Source organism: Tautonia sociabilis (genome assembly GCF_003977685.1).
Classification (GTDB): Bacteria; Planctomycetota; Planctomycetia; order Isosphaerales; family Isosphaeraceae; genus Tautonia; species Tautonia sociabilis.
This window is the reverse complement of record NZ_RYZH01000008.1, coordinates 95,585-119,165: the sequence shown is the minus strand read 5'-3', so window position 1 is coordinate 119,165 and position 23,581 is coordinate 95,585. Positions and strand designations below refer to the sequence as shown.

Below are 23,581 nucleotides of genomic sequence, written 5' to 3'. Positions count from 1 at the left end.
GACCCCGGCGGCGAGGGCCGACCTCCCGGGCCGGATTCCCTCGGGATCGGGGCCGGGCTCCGCGACCGGAGCGATCGGCGCGGGGGCGTCCCGGCAGGACGACGCGGGCAGGAGCCGGGCGGCGGGTGGTCGGCCCCGATCGTCGGCCGCACCGAGGACCGAGGCGAGATGGGGCAGGGCAGCGATCGGCTCAGGGCTTCGGCGAGGAGATGGCGAGGGATCGTCCTGCTGGCGATCTCCCCGGTCGTGCTGGCGGCCGGCGTGCGCTGGATGGTCTCGGCGCCGATTGACGCGGCGGGGGCACCCTCGTCGTCCTGGGCCCCGGCCCCCGAGCTTCCCGTCTCGGAGGCCGGGCCGGCCCCCGACCCCCTCTCTCCCGTCGGCTGGCCCGACGGCCCCCTGACCGGTCCCGAGGCGAAGCGGAGGCTCCACCGAGCGATGCTCGCCCTGGTCGGCCGCCTGGAGCGGCTCGACGGCTACGAGGCGATCATCCGCCGCCGAGAGCGGGTCGGCGGCTCCTGGCTCCGGGAGCAGAGGCTGCAGATGAAGGTGCGGCATCGGCCCGCGTCGGTCTACCTGAAGGACATCGGCGTGGACGAGGGCTGCGAGATCATCTACGTGGAGGGCCTCCGGGGCGGTAAGCTGCTCTCGCATCCCGGCGGAGGGCTGCTCGGCCTGCTCGTGCCGCCGATCGAGCTGCACCCGGAGTCTCCGCTGGCGATGTCGCAGAGTCGCTTCCCGATCACCGAGGCCGGCCTGCTGCCGGTCGCCCGCCGCCTCCTCGACGCCGCCGACCGCGACCGGGAGGACCCCGGCGCCTCGGTCGTGCTCGACCGGGTCGAGGGGGAGGACGGCCGGACCGAGCTCCGCTCCGTCCAGCGCTACGACGCCCCCGCCGACGGCCGCCCCTTCGCCCGCGTCGAGGTCCGCTTCGACCCCGAGACCCTCCTGCCCCGCTCTTACCGCTACCACGACTGGCCCGACTCCCCCGGCACCCCTCCCCCCCTGGGAGGCTGCTACATCGTCGAGTCGTTCGACCCCGACGCCTCCCCCGTCGACCTCGACTTCGACCCGACCAACCCCCGCTACCGCTTCCGCTGACCCTCCGCCCGGATCCTCCCCGGCTTGCTTGACACCGGGGGTCGCGGCCCCCAAGATCGAAAGCCCTCTCCCGACCGGGCTCATCCGATCGCGGGCGCCCCGGCGCCCAGCCGCCGCAACGAACCCGCACCTTCGAGTCGAACGACGATGCGCACCACGACCCGGACCCGCCGAGTCCCGGCGGCGATGGCCCCGATGCTCGCCCTCCTGCTGCTGTCCCCGGCGGCCTCGGGCCAGATCAAGAACGAGAAGTACCGGCAGGAAGACAAGTTCCGCCAACTGGAGGAGATCCTCCCCACCCCCAACGAGGCCCGCACCGCCTCCGGCGCCCCCGGCCGAGGCTACTGGCAGCAGCGGGCCGACCACGTCATCGACGTGGAACTCGACGACGAGGCCCGCCGCATCATCGGCCGAGAGACGATCACCTACACCAACAGCTCTCCCGACCCCCTCGGCTACCTCTGGCTCCAGCTCGACCCGAACCACTTCCGCCCCGACGCCGACGCCGTCACCACCGCCACCGCCCCCAATCTGGACGGCCGAGTCCCGTTCGATGCCCTCCGTCGCCTGCTCGCCCGCCGCGGCTTCGACGGCGGCGTGAACATCCGCAGCGTCGAGGCCTCCTCCGGCGACCCGCTGGCGTACACCATCAACAAGACCATGATGCGCATCGACCTGCCCGCCCCGTTGCAGACCGGCGAGCAGTTCGTCTTCTCCGTCTCCTGGGACTACGCGATCAACGACTCCGACGTCATCGGCGGCCGGACCGGCTTCGAGTACTTCGAGCAGGACGGCAACTGCATCTACGAGATCGCCCAGTGGTTCCCCCGCATGGCCGCCTACACCGACGTCAACGGCTGGCAGCACAAGCAGTTCCTCGGCTCCGGCGAGTTCACCCTGGAATTCGGCGACTACCTCGTCCGCATCACCGTCCCCGACGACCACGTCGTCTCGGCCACCGGCGTCTTGGTCAATCCGGAAGATGTGCTCAAGCCCGAATGGATCGAGCGCCTGGAGCAGGCAAGGACCGCCGACGCTCCCGTCTTCATCGTCACCCCCGAGGAGGCGAAGGAGAACGAGAAGTCCAAGCCCTCCGGCAAGAAGACCTGGATCTTCCGCGCCGAGAACGTCCGCGACTTCGCCTTCGCCTCGTCCCGCAAGTTCATCTGGGACGCCCAGGGACACGACGTCGGCGGCAACCAGGTGATGGCCATGTCCTTCTACCCGAACGAGGGGGAGCCGCTCTGGAGCAAGTACTCGACCGCCGCGATCATCCACACCCTGAACGTCTACTCGCGCTATACGTTCGAGTACCCGTATCCGGTGGCCCAGTCGGTCAACGGGCCGGTCGGCGGGATGGAGTACCCGATGATCTGCTTCAACGGCCCCCGGCCGGAGGAAGACGGCACCTACTCCGAGCGGACGAAGTACGGGCTGATCTCCGTCATCATCCACGAGGTCGGCCACAACTACTTCCCGATGATCGTCAACAGCGACGAGCGCCAGTGGACCTGGATGGATGAGGGAATCAACACCTTCCTCCAGTACCTCGCCGAGCAGGAGTGGGAGGAGAATTACCCCTCCTGGCGCGGCGAGCCCAAGGATATCGTCTCCTACATGCGCAGCACCGACCAGGTGCCGATCATGACCAACAGCGAGACGATCCTCCAGTTCGGCAACAACGCCTATGCCAAGCCCGCCACGGCGCTGAACATCCTCCGCGAGAGCATCCTCGGCCGGGAGCTGTTCGACTACGCCTTCCGCGAATACGCCCGCCGCTGGAAGTTCAAGCGCCCCCAGCCGGCCGACCTCTTCCGCTCCCTGGAAGACGCCTCCGGCACCGACCTCGACTGGTTCTGGCGCGGCTGGTTCTACACCACCGATCATGTGGATATCGCCATCGATGACGTGAAGCTCTTTGCCATCGACACCGGCGACCCCGAGGTGAGGAAGGCCCTCGAACGCAAGAAGCGCGACGAGGAGCCCACCACCCTCTCCCAGCAGCGCAACAAGGACCTGCCCAAGCTCGTCGACGAGAAGCCCGGCCTGAGGGACTTCTACAACGAGTACGACGAGCTCGCCGTCACCGAGGACGAGACGCAAGCCTTCGAGAAGTTCCTCGCCGGCCTCTCCGACGAGGAGAAGGAGCTCCTGCGGACCGAGGCCAACTTCTACGTCGTTGACCTGGCCAACCTCGGCGGCTTGGTCATGCCCGTGATCCTCGAGCTCCAGTTCGAGGACGGCACCACCGAGGAGGTCCGCATCCCCGCCGAGATCTGGCGCCGGAACTCCGAGAAGGTCTCCAAGCTGCTGCTGACCGAGAAGGAGATCGCCTCGATCACCCTCGACCCGCACCTGGAGACCGCCGACGTCGACCTCGACAACAACCACTGGCCCCCCCGCGCCGTCCCCACCCGCTTCGAGCTGTTCAAGTCCGCTCGCCGAGGCGGCGACAACCCCATGCGCCGGGCCCAGAAGGCCGAGGAGGAGAAGAAGCAGGAGGCCGAGTCGGAGGAGCCCGGCCAGCGGGACGACGACTCCGACGACGGCAATTGACCGCTCCGCTCGCCATCGCCGGGAGCCGCCGTCCGCCCCCGGCGATCCCGCGGCCAGGCCCCGGACCGCCCGATCCCCGAGGTTTCCCCGAAGGGGCCCGGTCTCATCCGGGTTGATCCCGGCGGGGTCCGGTCTGAGGGGCATCGTCGCCGAACTCGTCGCCGACGCCGAGGTTTCGGAGAGGACAGGTCCTCCCCACCGGATCAGGAATTCCAGGCACCCCGGACGCGATCGGGCGGCTCCGGGACCTGGCGGACAACGCGACGGCGAGTAAGATGAAGCCGTTCGCGGCTGCCGCGCTCGACCGGCTGACGAACCGCGAGGCCCCTGGAATCGGGGACGCCGACCGGCCGAGTCCGTGCCGGGAGTCGCGGCGGCTCCCGGTGGCTCGGGGCCTCGAACCCCGGGAGACCGTCCCATGCGACACCGGATCGGCACCGTCTCGACGCTGGCCGCCACGATCCTCGCGGCCGGCCTGATCGCCTCGTTGGGGATGAGGGGGGAGGGGGGTGATCTGGAGCAAGCCGAGGCGCTCGCGGCCCTGCTCCAGGGCCGGGCGATCGACCTGACCCACACCTTCGACGAACAGACCATCTCCTGGCCGCTCGACGAGCCCTTCCACCACGAGCGGACCCGCTGGGGAGTGCTCGAGGGAGGCTGGTACGCCTCCGCCACCTACGCCGGCAGCGAGCACGGCGGGACCCACCTCGACGCCCCGATCCACTTCGCCGAAGGGCAGGAGACGGCCGATCAGATCCCGATCCGACGCTTGATCGGCCCCGCCGCCGTGGTCGACGTGACCGAGGCCTGCGCCGCCGACCCCGATTATCAGCTCCGCGTCGAGGATCTGACCGCCTGGGAGGCCGAGCACGGCCGCATCCCCGACGGGGCAATCGTCCTTGTCCGCACCGGATTCGGAACCTTTTGGCCCGACAAGAAGCGCTATCTGGGAACCGATGCCCCCGGCGACGTCGCCAACCTCCACTTCCCCGGCATCGGCCCCGACGCCGCCCGCTGGCTGGCGACCGAGCGGGCCGTTTCGGGAGTCGGGCTGGACACGGCGAGCCTCGACCACGGCCCCTCGAAGGACTTCGCCACGCACCGGATCCTCAACGGCGCCGGCCTGTTCGGTCTGGAGAACGTCGCCAACCTCGACCGGCTCCCCGAGGCCGGCGCCGTCGTCCTCGCCTTCCCCATGAAGATCGGCGGCGGCAGCGGCGGCCCGACCCGGATCGTCGCCATCCTGCCCGAGCCTCCCGCCGGCCGCTGAGCCGCCTCCCCCCCCTCGGCCGATGCGTCCCTCGGCGCCCCCGTCCCGGGACGCCGAGGCTGGGCCCCTCATCCGTCCTCCAAACCCCCGAGTGCGTTCCGGGGAGGAGGCCGTTCCCGGGCCCGATCGGACGGACCCGGAGTCATGTCGCCAAATTTTCGTGTTTCCTGGCCAATAATCGTGCGATCATCGCTAAGATCTCGGTAGCGAGGACCCTCCCGCATCCAGGAGGGATCTCGCGGGGTGATCCGGAGCCCGGCATCCCGGGGAGGCGAGCGCCGAGTGGCGATCGATCCGTCCCCGGTTCTGGGGGATCGTCCCCTCCGATGGGCGGAGGTGGGCCCGTGTGGGCCGGCCCAAGGAAGTCATCGGGAGGACGGCTTGCATCACGCAACCGATGATCGGTTGCGCGAGCTCGAGAGGCGATCGGTCGGCGGGCGACCCGTCGACGGGCACCGTGTCCTCCGTTTCCCCCGCCGCTGGCGATGTCACCGGCGGGTGTCGGTGGGACGGTCGGACGTCTGTCCTTGATTTCGAGGGCCGAGGTTGCTCGAGTGCTCGTGTTTATATAATTACTTGATTGCTATGTGAGTGGGAGGATGGACAATGGGCTTGAATCTCATCCGGTTACTCGGCAGGCTGACCTTCTGGAAGGGGAACGTGGCGGGCTGGCTGGGGGGGGGTCTGCTCGGGAGCGGGTTCCTGGGGTTCTTGCTCGTCGAGGTCGGCCCGACGACGGGGACGGCGGTCGTCCACGTGGTCGAGCCCGATGTCACTGTGGCGGTCGGGGGCGTGACCTTCGAGATCGAGGGGAGGCGCTTCGCCCCCCTGGTCGTCGAGCTGTCGATGGGGGCGCACCGGCTCGTCATGACCCGGGGCGGGGTTGTGCTGGACGACGAGCCGTTCGAGATCGACGGGGGAGACTCCGTGGTGCTCAGCGCCTGGGACCAGACGCGACCCCCCGGCGATGGCCAGGGGGCCGGAGCCCGGGATCGTCCGGAACCGGATCGGGGCGAACCGGGGCTCAAGGGCCATCCGGACCGATGAGGCGGCGCCGATGCCGGAGCGGGTGGGCAGTCACCTCAAGGCACGTTGACGACCTCACCCCCATTCCGGCTCGCCAAGGCTCGCCAGACCATCGGGTCGACGTTGCTTCGCTCGAAGAGGACGCGCCCGTCCGCGAAGAGGAGGTTCACACCGGCCCGATGCAAACTCCCCGAGGTCCAGGCCCCCTCCTGATAGGCGGTCTGGTTCAGGCAGCTCTTCTCGCCCGGTGTGAGCACGTGGTTGTAGAGACAAGAGCCGAACTCGCCGAAGAACCAGTTGGCCCCCTTCGGATGGACCGTGACCGGTGCCTCGATCGGATCCACCGCCTGGCAGGCTGCCGCGAAGAGATCGAGTTGATCCGGCTCGATGAGCGAGGTTGGAGTCCGGAAGACCGAGCGGAGCGGGTCGCGGATCGCGGGAGATTGGGGCCCGATCACCCATTCCGAAACCGCCGCTGTCTGGCTCGTCCCATCGGTAATGTCGCGGATCCGAACGGCCTCGAGTCCTCGAAAGACGCCGTTGAAGCCGTATTTCTGGACCCCGCTCCCCTGATTCCCCGCGTAGTTTGTCGCGGAGGGCCAGCCGGCGAGGTCGGCCCCGTCGGATGGACACAGCAAGACATCAAGCGTCGTCGTCATCGCCGTGCGGTTCGGCTCCCAGACACTGGCCAGACGGACCTGGAAATTGATCGCGTTGTAGAGGGATGAGTGTTCCAGATGGGGGAGCACCGCCACCAGGAACGATCGAGAGCTGGGGGGGCCGCTCGTCGCCGTGGGGAACGCCCCCGATGCCGCCTCGTAGGCATGCAAGGCGAGCCCGATCTGACGCAAGTTGTTCGCACAGTCGGCGCGACGCATCGCCGAGCGGGCTGCCGAGACGGCGGGGATCGCAATTCCGATGAGGATGGCGATCACCGAAACAACGACCAACACCTCGATGAGCGTCAACCCCCTCTTCCGGAGGCTCACCCTCGTCATGCGGAGGTCTCCTCTTCGGCTCATCCGGCTGGGTTCTTATTCGGTCATTTTCTTCGCCGTGACCTTGATCGCCGGGGCCTTGAATTCCTGAGACTCCAGGACAGGCGGCTGATCGCCAACCTGGGGTTGTGCCAGGTGGGTCGCAATCACCACGGCGTGGATGGAATAGGTGCCTTCGGGGGCCGTCTCCGGCAAGCGGAGCGAGCCGGAGAAGCGAGAGCGGGCGTCTGACGAGGGCGGACGATCGGCCTCGGGCGCGAGTCCGGCCGAATCGTACGTAACAGAACCCATCCTTATCTGAACGCCCACGGTCGTGGGCATCCCAGCGTTTGAGAGGTTGCCCACCTCAACTGTGACCTCGAACGGCACCCCGATGGGGATGACGCTGCCGTCGCCCGGCGTTTCAATCCGGACCTCGAACTCCTCCGGTTCGGTCGCGATCCGAGGCCACGAGGGCTCCTCCTTGCCGCAACTCGAGAGAGCACCGACGAGCGGGAGCAGGACAAACAATCGCCATCGCCGGGCTCTCGGCACGCTTCGGTCTCGCGCCATCCGGGTCTCTCCACTCCGGCATTTGGTGGATCAGGAACTGACCTCTACTCTTGTCAATAAGAGGAGCTATAACAATAAAAAAGGGGGGGGTCAAGGACAAAATGGAGCCGATGATAAAAATAAGCGGCGCGACTGCGGATCCGACATCCTGCTTCACCGAGCCGTCGTCGAGGCGACAACCTCCGGCTCACAAACCGATGGTTTCCGCCGCCGGCCGAAGACGAGAAGGTAGCCGACCCAGAGCCCGGCCGGGATCAGGGTCAGCACGACCAGTAAGGTCGACGAGCTGCCCGCCCAGGAGCCGGCCCAGGCCATGAACAGGCCGACGGGCACAGAACCGAGCACCAAGGCGGCCAGAAACCGGCCGAAGTGCATGCCCGCCAGGCCGGCCAGCAGCGTGAGCACCTCGGGCAGGATCGGCAGCGCCCGAGAGCCGATGATGCCGGCCGCCCCCCAGCGGTCGAAGACGCGGCGGAACTCGGCGAGCTCCGCCTCGCTGGCCAGCCTTCTCGCTCCTCGCTCGCCAAAGAGCCGGGCGACGCCATACGCCGTCAGGCCCGCCAGCACCGAGCCGACCGAGGCGATCAGGCCGCCGGCCATCGTGCCGTAGATCGTCCCCAGGGCTGCCATCACCGGAGGAGTCGGGATCGGCAGCACGAGGTCCCCCACGATCAGGCCGAGGCCGATGAGCCAGGCCACCGGCTTGATCGACCGCAGCCACTGCCGGTACTCGGGCGAGGCGAAATAAGCATCCATCTGTTCATGCCAGAGGAAGTACGGCGTCAGCAGCACGGCCACGATGCCGACGACCAGGAGGATCAGCTTGTGTCGGAAGCTCATGACGGCGGGGGCTCCGCGAGGGGGGAGGTCGGTCGGATCGCTGGATCGAGGCCGGGGCTCCGCTCGATCCCGGCGGCCCGGGCGACCGGCCTCGGCAGGTTCGGCATCGCCGTCAAAGTCTACCATCTCGGGGCCGGTCGCGACGGCGATCGGCTCAGGGGGTGTCGGCGGCCTCGGCCTCGGAGGCCACCTCCTCGGGCGAGAGGGGGCGGAGGACGATGTCCTTCAGGGCGCCTCCGGATTGCCAGGTGGCGAAGCCGAGCGGCTGGCTGACGCGGGTTTCCAGCCGGGTGCCGAGGTGGTGGCCGGTCGGGTCGAACGAGACGAGTTCCTCGTCGTCGACCCAGCAGCGGATGGCGGCATCGGTGACCCGGATGCGGAAGGAGTACCAGGTGTCGTTCTCGAACTTGTGGTAGGTGCCGGTGAGGTTCTCCGAGGCGTCGGCGCCATCGATGCTGGAGAGGCCGGTGACGGAGCCTCCCCAGCCTCCGTTGACGAACGTCAGGTAGGTCTCCCCCACGGGGAAGGTGGCGGCGGCGAAGAAGTCTCGGCCCTCGGTCCGCTTGGCCCGGTAGGAGAGCTCGTAGTCGATCCGGGGCAGGTCCTCCCGGGAGGTGGTGATGCCGGTCATGCCGCCGGAGGCCTCGCTCTTCTTCAGGAGGATCGCGCCGTCCTCGACGACGACCTCGCCGGCCTTGTAGAAGTCGGTCGGGGTCCAGTTGGCGAGGGTCTGGCCGTCGAACAGGGGGATCGCCCCGGGGGCGTCGTCCCCCCGGGCGAGGGCGGCGGGGGCCGGCAGCAGGACGAGGCTCAGGGCCAGGGTGAGGGCGTCGGATCGGTTCGGGCGCATGGAGGTCCCCCGGAAAGGTCGGGTCGGATCGGATCGGGTCGGGCCTGGCCGATCGGCCGGGCCGGGCGGAGGCCGAGGTGGCGGCCCTCGGCGGGCCGGCTTACGATAGAATGGCGGGCGGGGGCCCTGCGACGCAACGCCCCGGCCCGGCCGGCCTCGTCCCGACCCGGGGAGCCCCGCATGGCCTCGACCCCCGACCCGGCCCCGTCGCCGACCCCCATGCCGTCGCCGGCCGATTGGCGGAGGCTGTCTGCCTTCGGCCTGCCGCCGGGGAGCGTCCGGGCGCTGCTGGCGCTGCTGGTGGCCGCGACGGTCTGCGGCACGCTGGCCCTGCACCCGGAGCGGGAGGTCCCGGCCTATCTTCGCGACCTGATGTTCATCATCCTCGGCCACTACTTCGCCGTCCGGGGGCGGTCCCGAGGTCCCGGCGCCCCGGGATCGGGGGAGTCGGGCGTCGCCGTCCCGCCGCCGCTGTACCTGCCCAGGGGGACGGTGCGGCTGCTGCTGGTGCTGGGGTTTGTGGCGGTGGCGGTCCTGCTGTTCCGGCGGGGCAGGCTGCTGCCGATCGAGGAGAACCCGGGGGCGGTCACGCTGCTGCTCGTCGCTGGGTTCCTGCTCGGGGCGCTGGTCAAGGCGGTTGCCTCTCGGTTCTCGGCCGGGGGCCGGCCGCGATGGTTCCGGGCCCTGGAGGACGCCAAGGCGACGGCGGCCTTGCTGGCGGCGGCGGTCCTGGTGGTCCTGGCCTGGGACGACGCCTCGCCGTTTTTGCCGGAGGGGCTGTCCGCGACGGTCCCCCGCCTGGGGGAGCACGGCCCGGAGCACCTGGCCGCCGCGCTAATCGGGTTCTACTTCGGGTCGCGATGAGCCGGGCCGCCCCAGGCCCGAGCGATCGACCGACCCCCCCGCCGGTTCGCCTGTTCGCCGAGGATCGGGGGCCCGCTCGGGCCGGCCTCCCGAGGCTCCTGGAAGCAACGGAATCATCGGCCTGGCCTGCGATCCGGTTCGATCGGGAGGGGGCTTCGGCCTTCCTCCTCGCCGCTCTGTTTGATAATCTTCCAACATGGAGTTGCCCCTCCCGATTGGGCCGGGGCGTCGGACGCGAACCGGTCCCGGAGGGGAGGCGATCGGCCATGATGAAGCTTGGCGGCCCGGCGTATCGGTATTGTGACGGGCAGACGAGGCGGTCGTTTTTGAAGATCGGCGGCCTGGCGATGGGGGGGTTGAGCCTGCCGCAGTTGCTCAGGGCGGAGCAGGCGAGCGGGGTGGGGAGGTCGCACAAGGCGGTGATCATGGTCTACCTGTCCGGGGGGATTTCCCACCAGGACACGTTTGACCTGAAGCCGGAGGCGCCGGAGGAGATCCGGGGCGAGTTCCGCCCGATCGATACGGTCGTACCGGGGGTGCGGTTCGGAGAGCTGCTGCCGAAGCTGGCGTCCTGCGCGGACAAGATGGCGGTGATCCGGTCGATCGTCGGCCTGAGGGACGAGCACTCGAGCTGGCAGAACCTGACCGGCTACCCGATGAGCCAGGCGCAGCGGGAGGGGAAGCCGCACTTCGGGTCGATCGTGACCAAGCTGCAGGGGGGCGTCAACGAGGTCGTGCCGCCGTTCTGCGACCTGTTCCCGACCATGCGGCACCGGCCGTACAACAGCGGGGGGCCCGGCCATCTCGGCCTGAGCTTCGCCGGGGCCCGTCTGGGAGACGGCGACCAAGAGCTGATGACGCAGAAGACGGTCGAGCCGGCTCGATTCGACCGCCGCAAGGCGCTGCTCGACCGCTTCGACGACTGGAGGAGCCGCATGGACGGCCAGCCGGTCGACGGTCTGGACGCGTTCTACCGGCGGGCCTTCGACGTGCTCACGTCGGACACCGTGGCCAAGGCGCTGGATGCCTCGAAGGAGGACCCGAGGGTCCGGGAGCGGTACGGCATCGGCTCCTCGACGCACCTGGGCGACGGCGCCCCGATGTGGAATGATCAGTTGCTGGTTGCCAGAAGGCTGGTCGAGGCCGGCGCTCGGGTGGTGACGGTGGCCTACGGCTTCTGGGACACGCACGGCAACAACTTCGGCCACCTGCGCGCGCACCTGCCGCTGTTCGACCAGGGGATCTCGGCGCTGGTCGAGGACATCTACGCCCGAGGGCTGGACCGAGATGTGACCGTGGTCGTCTGGGGGGAATTCGGCCGGACGCCGAAGGTCAACAAGGACGCCGGTCGGGACCACTGGGCGAAGGTCGGCAACGCGCTGATCGCCGGCGGAGGGCTGAACGTCGGCCAGGTGATCGGCTCCACGGACAAGGTGGCCGGCGCGGCCGTCTCGACGCCGATCCATTACCAGGACGTGCTGGCGACTGTCTATCACACCCTCGGCATCGACCCGCACGGCTTCGTCGCCGATCTGGCCGGCCGGCCAATCCCGATCCTGCCCAGCACGGCCAGGCCGATTCGGCAATTGATCTGATTTGATGAGATCAGATCAGATCGGATTGGATTTGATGAGATTAGATCAAATTTGATCAGATCAGATTAAATTTGATGAGATCAGATCAGATCAGATCAGATTCGATCAGATCGGATTCCGATCGGGCCTCCTCTCGGATCTCCGGGACGCCCCCGGCCCGGCTGGGGGGGCTCTGGTTCGGTCCGGTTCGGGGGAGGCCGATCGGGAGGAATCGGGGGATCCTCGGCGGTGGCGGGGTTCGCTCGGACTCGTAAAATCGAAGGTGATCGATGCGGCGCCCGACGACGAGGCCGCTCGGGTTTGGTCGGGCTCCCCGAAGGTGGGGAGTCTGGCCGGGGCGGGGCGGCCGTCGCATTGGCCCGGGGGCGAGGAGGCCCCGACCCAATGCGATCGAGCCGATCCCGCCCGGATGTCCCGCCCCGTCACCCCCCCCGCTCGCCGGCTCCCCGGGGACACCCCCGTGATGCGACCCTCCCGCCCGGGCCGGCGAGTCCCAGAAGGATGGAGAATTCGCGATGAGAACCCCGATTTCCTTCGGCGTCCTGCTGGCGCTGGTGCTGGCCATCGCCGAGCCGGGCCGCTCTCAGGAGGCGGTGACGCTCGGCGACCCGAGCCTCACCGCCGGCATCCCCGGCGAGGGTCCGCTGACGATCGAGCAGATCACGGCCTGGCTGGCCGACGAGGCCAACCACGAGCCGCTGGAAGTTGCGCTGCCGCTGGGCCTGTCGGCCGGGGCGGCGCAGATCGTCGGCCTGGAGGAGAACCCGATGACGAGGGCCAAGATCGAGCTGGGCCGGCAGCTTTACTTCGACCCGAGGCTGTCGGCCGACGGGACGATCAGCTGCGCCTCGTGCCACGCCCCCGATCTCGGCTATGCCTCGAACACGAGGTTCGGCGTGGGGATCCTGAACCAGGAGGGGACGCGCAACGCGCCGACCGCGTACAACCGCATCCTCTCGGCCGCCCAGTTCTGGGACGGCCGGGCCCCCTCGCTCGAGGAGCAGGCCAAGGGGCCGATCGCCAACCCGATCGAGATGGGCAACACCCACGAGGCCGCCGTGACGACGATCCGCGAGATCCCCGGCTACGCGGTGCAGTTCGCCGCGATCTTCCCGGCAGAGGGGGTGACGATCGACACCATCGCCCGGGCGATCGCCACGTTCGAGCGCGCCATCGTCACCGGCCCCTCCCCCTTCGACTTCGCCGAGGAGCTGGCCAAGTTCGAGCGGCTCGACCCCACCGAGCTGGAGGACCTCAAGGAGTTCGAGCCGGAGCTGTACGCCCAGTACCTCGCGGCCAAGACGGGAGCCGAGGAGAACCCGATGTCCGAGTCGGCCCGGCGCGGCCGGGAGCTGTTCTTCAGCCAGCGGGTCAACTGCTCGGCCTGCCACGTCGGCCCGAACCTGACGGATGAGCTGTACCACAACCTCGGCGTGGGCCTGGAGGGCGACTCCCCCGACGTCGGCCGCTTCGCCGTGACCGGCGACCCGAAGGACTGGGGCGCCTTCAAGACGCCGACGATCCGGAACGTCGCCCAGACCGCCCCCTACATGCACGACGGCAGCCAGCGGACCCTCGAGGAGGTCGTCGAACATTACGCCAAGGGGGGTGTCCCGAACCGGAACCTCAGCGAGAAGATCACCAAGATCGACCTGACCCCGCAGGAGAAGCGCGACCTGGTCGCGTTCCTGGAGGCCTGCACCGGACCGCTGCCGGAGGTCGAGACCGGCCGCCTACCGGAGTGACCGGGCCGAGCCGGGCCGGGGAACGGTTGGCCCCGGCCCGGCGCCGTCGTATCGTCGAAGAAGGGACGGGCGGCCGCGCCGTCGGATCCGGGACCGGCCCCGGTTGGCGGTCGGTAGGTGGCGTGATCGTGATTGCATTGATCATGGTCTGGGAATCGCATAGACTTCAGCACGGCAGCGGTCGGCTCGACCGGTCCGGACCTCCCCGTCTTTCCCGAGAGTCCTTCTCATGCGAACGCCCGTGATCCCGCCCCGATCGCGCCCTGGCTTCACGCTGATCGAGCTGCTGGTGGTCATCGCGATCATCGGCGTGCTCGTGGCGCTGATCATGCCGGCGGTCCAGTCGGCCCGAGAGGCGGCCAACCGGACCCAGTGCAAGAACAACCTGAAGCAGCTCGGGCTGGCCGCGCAGGAGTACCACGACTCCTTCGGCAGCTTCTTCTCCGGCTGGTACTGCAACGAGGAGAACGACCCCAACTGCGTCCTCCAGGCGGCCAGCCCCTACATGTGGAACGGCCTGACCGGGCTGTTCCTGAAGCTGGAGGCCGGCAACCTCTACGACGAGATCAACTTCGACCTGTCTCCCTACGCGATGGACAACCGCACGGCGATCCGGCGGACCAACTCCGTCTTCGTCTGCCCGTCGCACCGCAAGGCCGAGCCGGTCGACGTGCAGCAGATCGGGTCGGACAACCAGACGACCACGCTTCGGGTCGGCCCGTCGGACTACCGCGGCAACATGGCCGCCGGCCAGCTCGCCGGCTGCACCGACGTGAACGACCCAGACTGCTTCCACTACGACAACGGCATCACCTTCCGCAACTCCCGAATCAACATCTCGGGCATCAGCGACGGTACCTCGAACACGATGCTCATCGGCGAGAGCCTCATCGGCACCTGGCCCGACGCCACGAATTGCTGCGTGCGGACCACCGCCCAGCGCCGGTTCAACAAGGCGAACACCGTCTCCGGCCGCCGGATCCCCTACTGGGAGAGCATGCACCCTGGCCTGGTGAACTTCGCCAAGGCCGACGGCAGCGTCAGCTCCCTCCGCGAGGGGATCAAGATGGACGTGCTGATCGCCCTGATGACCCGATCCGGCGGCGAGAGCATTTCGGCCGACGACTACGAGTGAGCGGCCCGGCCCCTCGAATCCGGGGCCGGCCTGCCGTTAGAATCGCCCCCGACCCGACCCGACCCGACCCGATCCGATCCGACTCGACCCGATCGGCCGGGGGACCGGGAGGCGGCCCACCGGCTCGGCCTGCCCCGGCCCGGCCGGGCGGGAGCCGCACCGTCCCGGGAGCCTCCGCCATGCGTCTCCGACTCGCCGCCCTGCTGCTCGCCGCCCTCTCTCCGGCCGCCCTGGCCCAGAACCCGGCCTTCGCTCCGATCGAGGACGACCCGGCCTTGCCCCGCGTCCTGCTGCTGGGCGACTCCATCTCGATCGGCTACACGATCGACGTTCGAGAGGCTCTCGACGGCGTGGCCAACGTCCACCGCCCGGCCGAGAACTGCGGCCCCACCACCCGAGGCCTGGAGCGGCTCGACGCCTGGCTCGGCGACGGCGACTGGGACGTCATCCACGCCAACTTCGGCCTGCACGACCTGAAGTTCGTCGACGACCAGGGGAAGAACACCTCCCCCGAGTCGGGCCATCGCCAGGTGCCGCTCGACGAGTACCAGGAAAACCTCGCTCGCATCCTCTCCCGGCTGAAGGAGACCGGCGCCACGGTCATCTTCGCCACGACCACTCCCGTGCCCCACGGCGAGCCCCAGCGCAAGGCCGGCGACGAGCGGGCCTACAACGCCGCCGCCCTCCGGGTCGCGGATCGGCTCGGCGTGGAGGTCAACGACCTGCACGCCTTCATCGCCCCGAAGTTCGAGTCCGTCGCCATCCGCCCCGGGAATGTCCACTTCAGCGGCGAGGGCTCCAAGCTGCTGGGCAACCGCGTGGCCGAGGTGATCGAGGAGGCCCTGCGCGACCGGCGATGAGCCGGGTGGCGAACGCCGGCCGATCGGCGTATCCTGATCCTCCGAGGCATTCTCGGCCGTCCCGGCGACGGCCGAGGCGACCGAAGACCGGAGGATCTCCGCCATGCCGACGCGACGCCCCCGGCCCCTCGTCCCGATCGCGAGCCTGATCGGGCTGGCCGCCCTCGCCTTGATCGCGACCGCCCAGGAACCCCGCCCCCGAGGCCGAGGAGGACCCAACCCGGTGTCCGACACCACCACCCCGGCCGCCGTCACCCTGCCCAAGGACGACGGCGAGGCCCGCATCCTCGACGCCATCCAGCAAGCCCGCCAGGGCGAGCGCTTTGCGAACGTCTCCGACGCCGACGGCCGCCTCCTCCGCCAGCTCACCGAGGCGATCGGCGCCCAGCGCGTGGTGGAGCTCGGCACCTCGACCGGGGAGTCCGCCCTCTGGTTCTCGCTCGCCCTGCGCAAGACCGGAGGCGTGCTGCACACCTTCGACATCGACCCCGACCGCCTCGCCGTCGCCCGGGAGAACTTCCGCCGAGCCGGCGTCGAGGACCTGATCGTCATCCACGAGGGGGACGCCCACGTCGAGGCCCCCAAGCTCGACGACCAGCCGATCGACCTCCTCTTCATTGACGCCGAGAAGCAGGGCTACGACGCCTACCTCCGAGAGCTACTCCCCCTCGTCCGTCCCGGGGGCCTGATCCTCGCCCACAACATGAGGAGGCCGGCCCCCAACCCGGCCTACCTGGAGGCGATCACCAGCAGCCCGGATCTCGATACGAGCTTCCTGCTGATGGACGGCGCAGGCATGGGAATGACGCTCAAAAAGCGCTGATGCTGACGATCGACTCCCGGCGGTGCCGCGGAGCCGTCGGGAGTGTCGGCTAGGGAGAACTTACGCCCCCGGCTTGGGCTCGTCCTGGTTTGCTTCGAGTTGTGCCTGGGTCGGTGTTGGGCTGGGGACGCCGTTCGGGGGGACGTCGGCGCCGGAGGCCCAGACGATGGCGTTCAGGACGACCGTGCGGAAGTTGTCGTCTCCCCAGTTCCAGTGGACGTGGCCGCCGGTGAAGCCGAAGCCCCGGCCGCCGTCGGGGCGCTCGAAGGCCCAGGAGACGTGCTGCGGCTCGCCCCGGGAGACGGCGGCGCGGACGGCGGGGTTGCCGCTGCGGTCGCCGTCGGGGCGGGAGAGGGTGGACTCGGGGGGCAGAGCGGTCAGGATCGGCGTCACCCCCGCCATGTCGGGGCGGAAGCGCATGTGGTAATACCATTCGTCGTTGATGGCGAACGGCGTCACCCCCCGGGTGATGGGGTGTTCGGGCAGGGTGGCGAATTCGGCGGTCCAGTGCGGGTTCACTGACCAGCCCAGCTCGAAGTAGCCGCCGAGCCAGTTGAGGAAGTCGTTCCCCGGCTGGCCGGCGGGGACCTCGACGGCGAAGTGCAGGCAAACCAGGCCGACGCCGTCGTTCATCATCGCGCTGAGTTTCTCGCGGTGCGGGATCGCCGGGTGGCCGTCGGCGCCGTCGCTGTAGATGACCACGGCGTCGGCTCCCTCGAAGACCGATTCGTCCTCGGGCCAGCCGCCGGAGACGACCTCGGCCTCGAAACCGGGCATGCCCCGCTCCAGGGCCTCGGCCAGCAGCAGGCAGCCGGCGCGGTGCTCGTGGGCGCCGTAGCCGTGGCTCTGCGGCCCGGCGACGAAGACGACCTTCTTCGGCGGGGCGTCGGCGCCGGGGTCGTCGGCTTGGGCCGGGGTCATCGAGGGGGAGGCGAGCAGGGAGGCGAGCAGGAGGGAGAGGGTGGTGCTCATCGGTCGTCCTCATCCGAGGCCGGTGGGGTGGTTGTTGGCCCCCCGGGCGGTCGGGGGGCCGGGCCGGCGTCGATCGACGATACCGGCGCCGGCGTCCTCGTGCCAGCGGCGCGGAGTGCCGGGCGGGTCATCAGGGCCCAGCCGTGGGCCAGCAGGTTGAGCTGCGAGGCGCCGAAGCAGATCAGGAGGAAGGTGGCGGCCGTCGCCCCTCGTCGGATCCAGCGAGGGGCGGCCGATCGGAGGTCGGCGAGGCGGGAGCCGGCCTGGTCGAGGCGGTCGAAGAAGGAGCCGATCTGGTTCCGGGTGTCTCCGAGCGTGCGGTCGACCTCGCCGAGCAGGTCGCGGAACTGGTCGAGCTGGCGGGGGGAGAGGGCCTGGCCGGATCGGAGGCGGTCGAGGGTGCGGGTGGCCTCGTCGAGCAGGTCGGCCGCCTCGGCCAGGCTGGCGGCGACGGTGATCAGCGGCCGGTCGCCGGGGGTTCCGACGGCGGGGGCGATCCGGCGCGGGAGGATTGGCAAGGCGTCGAGCATCACCAGGGCCCGGTGCAGGCCTCGGAGGCTTTCTTGCAGGGCGAGGATGAAGGCCTCGGCCGCCTCCAGTCGGCGAGCGATGTCCGGGTCGAGCGTTTCGAGCAGTGAGGTCTCCTCTGGGCGCCGGTCGGCGGCCGAGGCCAGCTCCTCGACCGTCTCGCTCACGAACCGGACCCGGTCGCGGGCCGCGTCGATCAGAGCGAGCGTCGCGTCTGCCTGGTCCTGCACCGACGAGACGACCCGTTCCATGTCGCCCACGGCCTCGGGCACCTCCCGCTCGAGCCGATCGGCCAGGCGCCACGCCTCGACGGCCGCCACCCCGCTGAAGATCGCCCCCGAGGCTCCGATCAGGGCCGCGGCCGCGCCGAGGATCCGTCGGAAGTGGCTCATTGGTTGGGGAGGGACTCCAGACGGGGTGATCCCGGAGCTTGCGGACGACCGAGTCCTCGTCCGGCGTCGGCCAGGCCGACGCCGGCCGGGGAGTCAGCCGGGTGATCCGGCGTTGGGTCACTCGGGCTTCTTGAACAGGTCGAGGAAGCGGTCCTCGTACTCGTTGTAGACGCCGAGGCGGTCGAGTTCGCGTTTGAGCTCGTAGGCTTTGGCGCGGTCTCGGGCGGCCTCGTCGAAGAGGCGGTCGAGGAGACGCTGGTCGTCGGGGGAGAGGCTCAGGGTTTCGCCCTCGCCCTCGTCGTCGGGCTCGGTGGGGAAGGGGGGTTCCTCCTCGCCGGCCTCCTGATGGGACTCGATCGCGTGCTCGACCTGGGAGAGGAGCTGGCCGAGCTTCCGCTCGACGTCGGCGGCCTGCTCGGCGAGTTCGTCGAGGTCGATGGGGATGGCGGCGATTGTCGAGAAGACCTCCAACACGGCCAGGGCCGCTTTGGGGAAGGGGAGCTGGGCGAAGATGTGGGGCATCTCCCCCAGCAGGCAGGCGCCCGGCAGGCCGGCCTCGGCGGCGACGCCGAGCAGGACGCCGTTGAGCCCGCTGATCTGCCCGTCGTCCAGGGGGGTCAGCTCCAGTTGCTTCAGCTCGTCGAGCGTGGCCTCGTCGGTGGCGGCGCCGAAGACTCGGGAGTTGTGCGAGGGGTGCATCTGGGTCGCCATCGAGGCGAAGGTGAAAACGCGTTCCACGCCCAGGTCCTTGGCGAATTCGATCAGCCGTCGGCAGAAGGCGAGCTTGCCTCGGGGGGGCTGGGCCTCGCCGATGAAGACGACCAGGTCGTGATGTCCCTTGGGGTCGATCCAGGCGAAGAACCGGCTGCGGGGGAGGCGGCCGGTGCGGATGAGGCCGCGCTTGACCTCGACGTATTCGACATCGAACAGTTCCTCGGCCTGGAACTCGGCCATGAGGTGCATGCCCAGCTTGGCCATCAGGTAGTAGCCGGCGCTGATGGCCACGTGCCCCATGCCGGGCCAGACGGCGACCAACCACGGCTTGTTCAGTTTGATCTTGTCGGCCATGAGACTGCCTCCCGATTCGTCCCCCGCCGGCCGTTGCGACCGAGACCGCGACCGCATCGCGGTCGATCGCCCGGCCCCGGGGCCGCCTCGGATGGGGCCCGGTCGCCTCCCCCGCCATCGGAGCGGGTCGGCCGGGCCGTACCTGACCCAGGATCGGGGGAAGGGCCGGGGAATTCTACGCCCGAGCGGTCGATCCGCCGACCCCGTTGCCGGACGCTCCTCCCGGGACGAGCTAAGGTAAGAGCGTCAACGGGCGTCTTGCCGCCATGCTCGGCGGCCGGCCAGGGATTGGGAGGCGATTGAGGGGAAGGGATGGCCGCGATGGCGACGACCACCGGGAGGAGGGGGGATCGGGGCGGGGCCCGGACCCGGAGGGGGGCGACCGGGGCGGTGGCCGCCCTGGTCGTGGCGGCCTCCGGCCTGGTACTGCTCGGGATCGATCCGGACTGGTTCTGGCACGACGACTTTCAGACCTACCAGCTGGCCGTCTATCGGGACGTGGCCCGGGCCTGGAGCGCGGGGGAGCTTCCGCTGTTGAGCCCCTCCTCCTGGCAGGGGGGCGCCCTGGCCGGCGAGTACCAGCCGGCGGTGTTCTCCCCGGTGCTGACCGCCGGCCACCTGCTGCTCTTTGGCTTGGGGCTGTCGCTGCCTCAGGTCGCGGCGGCGCTGGTGATCGCCCACCTGGCGCTGCTCGCCGCGGGGACCGCCCGCCTGGGGGCCCGCCTCGGCCTGCCCGACGACCTGGCGACGTTCGCCGCGCTGGTGGCCGCGTTCAACGGCTCGGTCATGCTCTGGGGGGCCCGCGCCTGGTTCCCCGCCCTGGCGAGCCTCGCCTGGCTTCCCTGGTTCTGGTGGGCGGCGTTGGGGGCGATCGACCCGGGCCGGGGGCGGGCTCGGTTCGTGCCGGCGGGCCTGTTCCTGGCGCTGATTGTCGCCTCCGGCTGGCCGTTCTCGGTGTTGATGGCGGCTGTGCTGACGGCCTGGCTCTCGGCCCGGGAGGTCTGGCGGCGGCGGTCGATCGCCTCCTCCTGGCCGCTGGCGGCGGCGTGGGCGGCGGGCCTGGGCCTGTCGGCGCCGGCCTGGTTGATGCTGGTCGAGTACTCCTCGGCGACGATCCGGGGGGGGACCGCTCCCTGGAGCCTCGGGGACAACTGGTCGGTTCCCCTGGAGAGCCTTCCCGGCCTGCTGTTCCCGCCCCATGTGGCGGACTGGACCATCTTCCGGGGCAGGAAGCCGCACGCGAGCCTGGAGCTGGCCGGGGCGCTGGCGCCGCTGGTCGTCCTGCTGGCCGCGCTGGGGAGGCGCCCCGGCCGCCTCGTTCGCGAGGCGGGCTGGGAGCTGGCCTTTCTCGGGCTGCTGATGGCGCTGGCGATGCTGCCCGGCGTGGGGAACTTCCGCTGGAGCTTTCGCTGGCTTCCCTTCGCGTTCCTGGTTCTGGGGATCGCCTCGGCCCGGGTGCTGGCCGGCTGGCGGGCCCAGGCCTCCTTGGCGGAAGGGGGAGGGCAGGGGGGGCCTCCTCCCTCGAACCTGGGGCTCTGGGCGGTGTCGCTGGTGCTGGCGGGCTGGATGCTCCAGGAGCCGGGGACCGACCCCTCCGGCTTCGTCGACCGCGTCGGGCTGGCCCTGACGGGGATGGCCCTGTTCTGGGCGGCGGTCGAGGGGTGGCGGGGGTCGGCCGCGGTCCGGTCCTCGGGGATGCCGGCGCTGTTTGTCGTCGGCTCCGGCCTGGTTTCCTACGTCGGGGTCGATCCCTTCGTCGAATACCCCTGCTGGCGGCCCTCCCCGGCCGACGCCGCCGCGCCGGCCGATCGCGACGCCCGCTCTTTCGGGATCTATGCCTACAGCGACGTCTATCCGGGCCGGGACCCGTTCCGGGCCTTCGCCCCCTGGGACGACCTCGGCCGGGGGACCTCGCTGCTGCCGGGGAACTCGGCGATGTACTCGGGGGTGGAGCAGGTCAACGGCTACAGCCCGATGCTCCCTCGAGCGCTGGCCGAGCTGTTCGACTTCGGCTACTTCGGGCACATTGAAGGCCCCCTGGACCTCGGCCCGCCGCCGACGGTCCTCCGCCTGTTCGCCAAGGACGCCCGGCCCGGCGCCCTGCTGGACCGCATGGGGGTCGATGCCCTGATCGTCTCCAACCGCTACCTCGGGCTTGCCGGGACGCTCCCGGGCCAGGGCTGGCGTCGGGCCCGGACGCTCCCCGACGGGGCCGTCTTCCGGAGGGTCGGCGGGGCGCTTCCCCGGGTTCGGGCCGTCCGCCGGGCGAGGGTCTCGGGGAGTCGAGAGGAGGGCCTCGCGTTCCTCCGGGACCCCGAGGCCGACCCCGAGCTGCCCGTCCTGCTGGCGGAGGGGCATCAGGGATCCCCGGCCGGGAGGCCGTTCGCCAGGGCGAGCGTGACGACCCGGCGAGCGTCGCGCTGCCGGGTGGTCGTCGACGTCCGGGCCGAGGAGCCGGGTCTGGCGGTGGTCGTCGCCTTCGCCCGGCCCTGGTATCCCGGCTACCGGGCGACCTTCGAGGGGAGGCCGGTGCCCGTCGATCGCCTCGACCTGATCCTCCCGGCCGTCCGCCTGCCCGCCGGGGCGGCCGGCCGGCTGGTGCTGGAATACCGCCCTCGGTCGTTCCGGTGGGGAATCCGGGTGGCGTCGGCGACCGGCCTGTTCGTGCTGGCGGTCACTCTGGGATCATGGGGGAGGAGGCCGTCGGCCGATCCGGGGGCCGTCGGCTGACGGCCTCCGAATGGCGGGCCGCTTCCGACGAGACGGAATCCCACCCCCGGAGCCGAGAGCCTGAGCCCATGGCCATTTACGTCGACGCCGATGCCTGCCCGGTCAAGGAGGAAGTCTACCGGGTCGCCCGACGGCACGGGGAGAAGGTGTTTGTGGTGGCCAACGCTCCCCTGCGGGTGCCGGCCGACGAGGCGATCGAGCTGGTCGTCGTTCGGGGGGGCTTCGAGGCGGCCGACGACTGGATCGCCGGCCAGGTTGGTCCCGGCGACCTCGTCGTCACGGCCGACATCCCCCTGGCCGACCGCTCGCTGAAGGCCGGCGCCCGGGCCCTGGGGCCGAAGGGGATCCCGTTCGCCGACGACTCGATCGGAGAGGCGCTGGCCACCCGAGCCCTGCTCGACCAGCTCCGCCAGGCCGGCCAGTACGGCGGCGGCCCTCCGCCGTTCGCCAAGGCCGACCGCTCCCGATTCCTCGGCAAGCTCGATGAGCTGCTCGTCGCCATCCGGAAGGAACGCGATCGCGCCTCCCGGAGCCGGACCGACCCTGGTCAGGGCCGCGCCGGAGGGCCGATGTAGGAGCGGGAGATCACCACGTTGTCGAACAGGACGATGTTCACCGGGTTTTTCGTCCAGCGGTCGGTGACGTAGCTCTCCAGCGTCAGCGCGTTGGCCCGCAACCGGGGGTCGTTCCGCCAGTTGATGCCGGTCCAGTGGCCGAGCAGCTCGCCGTCGATCCAGAAGGCCTGCTCGCCGTCGGCCTCCCCCGGGGTGTTGTGCTTGAGCAGGAACTCGACGCAGATCCACTTCCCCCGGGGGATGTCCGGCTGCTCGGCGGGGCGGAAGGCGTTGCCCCAGTACTTGCCGTCGGGCGACTTCTCCATCTCGTGCCAGTAGCTGTAGAAGTTCCACCGGCCGGGAGGGGGGAGCTTCCCCCAATCTCCCCAGGGCTCGATGGCGGTGGAGAAGCGCTCGTGCCCCTCGGGGCGGACGCCGGCGCTGCCGAAGCCGCTCCAGCGGTCTCGGCCGGTCAGCCCCCGGTTGGCGCGCAGGGTGACGAAGTGGTGCACGTAGTCGCACTCTGGGTCGAACTTGACGAGGAAGCGGACGAAGACCTCCTCCCCGGGCTCGAACCAAGTTGTCAGGCCGCCGCCGGTGTTCTCCCCGAGCTTCGCCGTGACCTTCAAGGACTTCGAGCCGACGCGGGGGTCGCTGGCCGACTCGTCGACCAGCGCCAGTACGGCGCCGGCGTCGTTGCGCATGTCGTCCCACTTCAAGGAGTAATGGGCCTCCCCCTCGAAGTCGTCGGCGAAGATCACGTCCGGGTGCTCGGCGATGCCTCGATCGGCCGGGAAGGCGGCGGCCAGGCCGTCTCCTCGGGGAAGGGGGCTGCCCTCGGCGAGGTTGCGGGAGCCGTCGGGGTCGCCGCCGGGGCCGGGTGTCGGCCCGACTCCGGCCGGCGACGCCGGCGCGGCCGGGGCCGGGACCAGGGCCAGGACCAGGGCGATGACGATCGGGATCGAGCGGGGGAGGCGGTCGCTGTTCATCGCGGACGCTCCGTTGTGGGAGGCGGCCCGGGTTGGCGATCGGCAACGAGAGGTGGACCTCCCAGTCTACCGCCGCCGCCCCCGGTCTTCGAGGCCGACCAGCCTCCGACCCCCGGGCCGGGCCGATGGGATC

The 23,581-nt window shown here is 70.2% G+C and carries 20 protein-coding genes; 12 read left to right on the top strand and 8 right to left on the bottom strand.

All coding sequences use genetic code 11. The annotated features are described in order from the left end of the window. Nucleotides 1-168: 168 nt before the first annotated feature. The 4 genes from TsocGM_RS06115 (at nucleotide 169) to TsocGM_RS06100 (ending at nucleotide 5,974) form a co-directional block, all read left to right on the top strand. Nucleotides 169-1,101, top strand: a complete 933-nt coding sequence (locus TsocGM_RS06115; RefSeq protein ID WP_126724414.1) for a DUF1571 domain-containing protein — start codon at nucleotides 169-171, stop codon at nucleotides 1,099-1,101. Between the two features lie 147 nt (nucleotides 1,102-1,248). Further along, the gene (locus tag TsocGM_RS06110) at nucleotides 1,249-3,657 is read left to right on the top strand and encodes a M1 family metallopeptidase (RefSeq protein ID WP_126724413.1); all 2,409 of its coding nucleotides are present in this window, start codon (nucleotides 1,249-1,251) and stop codon (nucleotides 3,655-3,657) included. 418 nt (nucleotides 3,658-4,075) lie between these two features. After that, the gene (locus TsocGM_RS06105; protein ID WP_126724412.1) at nucleotides 4,076-4,927 is read left to right on the top strand and encodes a cyclase family protein; all 852 of its coding nucleotides are present in this window, start codon (nucleotides 4,076-4,078) and stop codon (nucleotides 4,925-4,927) included. A 606-nt stretch (nucleotides 4,928-5,533) separates the two neighbouring features. After that, nucleotides 5,534-5,974, top strand: coding sequence for a hypothetical protein (locus TsocGM_RS06100; RefSeq protein WP_126724411.1), 441 nt, complete (start codon nucleotides 5,534-5,536; stop codon nucleotides 5,972-5,974). Nucleotides 5,975-6,009: 35 nt separating this feature from the next. Here the strand turns inward: TsocGM_RS06100 and TsocGM_RS06095 are convergent, their stop codons facing one another. The 4 genes from TsocGM_RS06095 to TsocGM_RS06080 form a co-directional block, all read right to left on the bottom strand. Beyond that, on the bottom strand, nucleotides 6,010-6,951 hold the full coding sequence (locus tag TsocGM_RS06095) for a DUF1559 family PulG-like putative transporter (RefSeq protein WP_158633403.1): 942 nt from the start codon (nucleotides 6,949-6,951) through the stop codon (nucleotides 6,010-6,012). A 36-nt stretch (nucleotides 6,952-6,987) separates the two neighbouring features. Continuing rightward, nucleotides 6,988-7,503 (bottom strand): hypothetical protein, encoded by a 516-nt coding sequence (locus TsocGM_RS06090; RefSeq protein WP_158633402.1) that lies wholly within the window; start codon nucleotides 7,501-7,503, stop codon nucleotides 6,988-6,990. 153 nt (nucleotides 7,504-7,656) lie between these two features. Continuing rightward, nucleotides 7,657-8,343, bottom strand: coding sequence for a TVP38/TMEM64 family protein (locus tag TsocGM_RS06085; RefSeq protein ID WP_158633401.1), 687 nt, complete (start codon nucleotides 8,341-8,343; stop codon nucleotides 7,657-7,659). A 154-nt stretch (nucleotides 8,344-8,497) separates the two neighbouring features. Beyond that, nucleotides 8,498-9,193 (bottom strand): 3-keto-disaccharide hydrolase, encoded by a 696-nt coding sequence (locus TsocGM_RS06080; RefSeq protein WP_126724408.1) that lies wholly within the window; start codon nucleotides 9,191-9,193, stop codon nucleotides 8,498-8,500. Nucleotides 9,194-9,373: 180 nt separating this feature from the next. On the opposite strand from TsocGM_RS06080, the gene TsocGM_RS06075 reads away from it, so the two are divergent. The 6 genes from TsocGM_RS06075 (at nucleotide 9,374) to TsocGM_RS06050 (ending at nucleotide 16,215) form a co-directional block, all read left to right on the top strand. Next, nucleotides 9,374-10,057 (top strand): hypothetical protein, encoded by a 684-nt coding sequence (locus TsocGM_RS06075; RefSeq protein ID WP_233578424.1) that lies wholly within the window; start codon nucleotides 9,374-9,376, stop codon nucleotides 10,055-10,057. 266 nt (nucleotides 10,058-10,323) lie between these two features. Next, nucleotides 10,324-11,652, top strand: a complete 1,329-nt coding sequence (locus TsocGM_RS06070) for a DUF1501 domain-containing protein (RefSeq protein WP_126724407.1) — start codon at nucleotides 10,324-10,326, stop codon at nucleotides 11,650-11,652. 515 nt (nucleotides 11,653-12,167) lie between these two features. Continuing rightward, nucleotides 12,168-13,397, top strand: a complete 1,230-nt coding sequence (locus TsocGM_RS06065; RefSeq protein WP_126724406.1) for a cytochrome-c peroxidase — start codon at nucleotides 12,168-12,170, stop codon at nucleotides 13,395-13,397. A gap of 229 nt (nucleotides 13,398-13,626) precedes the next feature. Continuing rightward, the gene (locus TsocGM_RS06060; RefSeq protein ID WP_126724405.1) at nucleotides 13,627-14,532 is read left to right on the top strand and encodes a DUF1559 domain-containing protein; all 906 of its coding nucleotides are present in this window, start codon (nucleotides 13,627-13,629) and stop codon (nucleotides 14,530-14,532) included. Between the two features lie 179 nt (nucleotides 14,533-14,711). Continuing rightward, nucleotides 14,712-15,392, top strand: coding sequence for an SGNH/GDSL hydrolase family protein (locus TsocGM_RS06055; RefSeq protein ID WP_126724404.1), 681 nt, complete (start codon nucleotides 14,712-14,714; stop codon nucleotides 15,390-15,392). Between the two features lie 103 nt (nucleotides 15,393-15,495). After that, nucleotides 15,496-16,215, top strand: a complete 720-nt coding sequence (locus TsocGM_RS06050; RefSeq protein WP_126724403.1) for an O-methyltransferase — start codon at nucleotides 15,496-15,498, stop codon at nucleotides 16,213-16,215. A gap of 60 nt (nucleotides 16,216-16,275) precedes the next feature. On the opposite strand, the gene TsocGM_RS06045 is transcribed toward TsocGM_RS06050, so the two are convergent. The 3 genes from TsocGM_RS06045 to TsocGM_RS06035 form a co-directional block, all read right to left on the bottom strand. Further along, nucleotides 16,276-17,187 (bottom strand): ThuA domain-containing protein, encoded by a 912-nt coding sequence (locus TsocGM_RS06045; RefSeq protein ID WP_126724402.1) that lies wholly within the window; start codon nucleotides 17,185-17,187, stop codon nucleotides 16,276-16,278. Then, nucleotides 17,184-18,107, bottom strand: coding sequence for a hypothetical protein (locus tag TsocGM_RS06040; protein ID WP_126724401.1), 924 nt, complete (start codon nucleotides 18,105-18,107; stop codon nucleotides 17,184-17,186). Before TsocGM_RS06040 ends, TsocGM_RS06045 begins: the two co-directional genes overlap by 4 nt. Before the next feature lie 117 nt (nucleotides 18,108-18,224). Then, entirely contained in the window at nucleotides 18,225-19,175 is a 951-nt protein-coding gene (locus tag TsocGM_RS06035; protein ID WP_158633400.1) for a PAC2 family protein, read from the bottom strand. 321 nt (nucleotides 19,176-19,496) lie between these two features. On the opposite strand from TsocGM_RS06035, the gene TsocGM_RS06030 reads away from it, so the two are divergent. Both TsocGM_RS06030 and TsocGM_RS06025 read left to right on the top strand, forming a co-directional pair. Further along, nucleotides 19,497-21,905 (top strand): hypothetical protein, encoded by a 2,409-nt coding sequence (locus TsocGM_RS06030; RefSeq protein WP_126724399.1) that lies wholly within the window; start codon nucleotides 19,497-19,499, stop codon nucleotides 21,903-21,905. 68 nt (nucleotides 21,906-21,973) lie between these two features. Then, nucleotides 21,974-22,480 (top strand): YaiI/YqxD family protein, encoded by a 507-nt coding sequence (locus TsocGM_RS06025; protein WP_126724398.1) that lies wholly within the window; start codon nucleotides 21,974-21,976, stop codon nucleotides 22,478-22,480. Here the strand turns inward: TsocGM_RS06025 and TsocGM_RS06020 are convergent. Further along, nucleotides 22,453-23,448 carry a hypothetical protein gene (locus TsocGM_RS06020; protein ID WP_126724397.1) on the bottom strand — a complete coding sequence of 332 codons (996 nt, stop codon included), beginning with the start codon at nucleotides 23,446-23,448 and terminating at the stop codon, nucleotides 22,453-22,455. The two genes, TsocGM_RS06025 and TsocGM_RS06020, sit on opposite strands and share 28 nt — an antisense overlap. Nucleotides 23,449-23,581 lie beyond the last annotated feature (133 nt).

Excerpts from the sequence above, each read along its gene's own strand:
- TsocGM_RS06080 (WP_126724408.1), bottom strand. The coding sequence starts at position 9,193 with ATGCGCCCGAACCGATCCGACGCCCTCACCCTGGCCCTGAGCCTCGTC.
- TsocGM_RS06020 (WP_126724397.1), bottom strand. The coding sequence starts at position 23,448 with ATGAACAGCGACCGCCTCCCCCGCTCGATCCCGATCGTCATCGCCCTG.
- TsocGM_RS06090 (WP_158633402.1), bottom strand. The coding sequence starts at position 7,503 with ATGGCGCGAGACCGAAGCGTGCCGAGAGCCCGGCGATGGCGATTGTTT.
- TsocGM_RS06095 (WP_158633403.1), bottom strand. The coding sequence starts at position 6,951 with ATGACGAGGGTGAGCCTCCGGAAGAGGGGGTTGACGCTCATCGAGGTG.
- TsocGM_RS06065 (WP_126724406.1), top strand. The coding sequence starts at position 12,168 with ATGAGAACCCCGATTTCCTTCGGCGTCCTGCTGGCGCTGGTGCTGGCC.
- TsocGM_RS06050 (WP_126724403.1), top strand. The coding sequence starts at position 15,496 with ATGCCGACGCGACGCCCCCGGCCCCTCGTCCCGATCGCGAGCCTGATC.
- TsocGM_RS06040 (WP_126724401.1), bottom strand. The coding sequence starts at position 18,107 with ATGAGCCACTTCCGACGGATCCTCGGCGCGGCCGCGGCCCTGATCGGA.
- TsocGM_RS06030 (WP_126724399.1), top strand. The coding sequence starts at position 19,497 with ATGGCGACGACCACCGGGAGGAGGGGGGATCGGGGCGGGGCCCGGACC.
- TsocGM_RS06085 (WP_158633401.1), bottom strand. The coding sequence starts at position 8,343 with ATGAGCTTCCGACACAAGCTGATCCTCCTGGTCGTCGGCATCGTGGCC.
- TsocGM_RS06045 (WP_126724402.1), bottom strand. The coding sequence starts at position 17,187 with ATGAGCACCACCCTCTCCCTCCTGCTCGCCTCCCTGCTCGCCTCCCCC.
- TsocGM_RS06100 (WP_126724411.1), top strand. The coding sequence starts at position 5,534 with ATGGGCTTGAATCTCATCCGGTTACTCGGCAGGCTGACCTTCTGGAAG.
- TsocGM_RS06115 (WP_126724414.1), top strand. The coding sequence starts at position 169 with ATGGGGCAGGGCAGCGATCGGCTCAGGGCTTCGGCGAGGAGATGGCGA.
- TsocGM_RS06025 (WP_126724398.1), top strand. The coding sequence starts at position 21,974 with ATGGCCATTTACGTCGACGCCGATGCCTGCCCGGTCAAGGAGGAAGTC.
- TsocGM_RS06055 (WP_126724404.1), top strand. The coding sequence starts at position 14,712 with ATGCGTCTCCGACTCGCCGCCCTGCTGCTCGCCGCCCTCTCTCCGGCC.
- TsocGM_RS06060 (WP_126724405.1), top strand. The coding sequence starts at position 13,627 with ATGCGAACGCCCGTGATCCCGCCCCGATCGCGCCCTGGCTTCACGCTG.
- TsocGM_RS06105 (WP_126724412.1), top strand. The coding sequence starts at position 4,076 with ATGCGACACCGGATCGGCACCGTCTCGACGCTGGCCGCCACGATCCTC.
- TsocGM_RS06075 (WP_233578424.1), top strand. The coding sequence starts at position 9,374 with ATGGCCTCGACCCCCGACCCGGCCCCGTCGCCGACCCCCATGCCGTCG.
- TsocGM_RS06035 (WP_158633400.1), bottom strand. The coding sequence starts at position 19,175 with ATGGCCGACAAGATCAAACTGAACAAGCCGTGGTTGGTCGCCGTCTGG.
- TsocGM_RS06070 (WP_126724407.1), top strand. The coding sequence starts at position 10,324 with ATGATGAAGCTTGGCGGCCCGGCGTATCGGTATTGTGACGGGCAGACG.
- TsocGM_RS06110 (WP_126724413.1), top strand. The coding sequence starts at position 1,249 with ATGCGCACCACGACCCGGACCCGCCGAGTCCCGGCGGCGATGGCCCCG.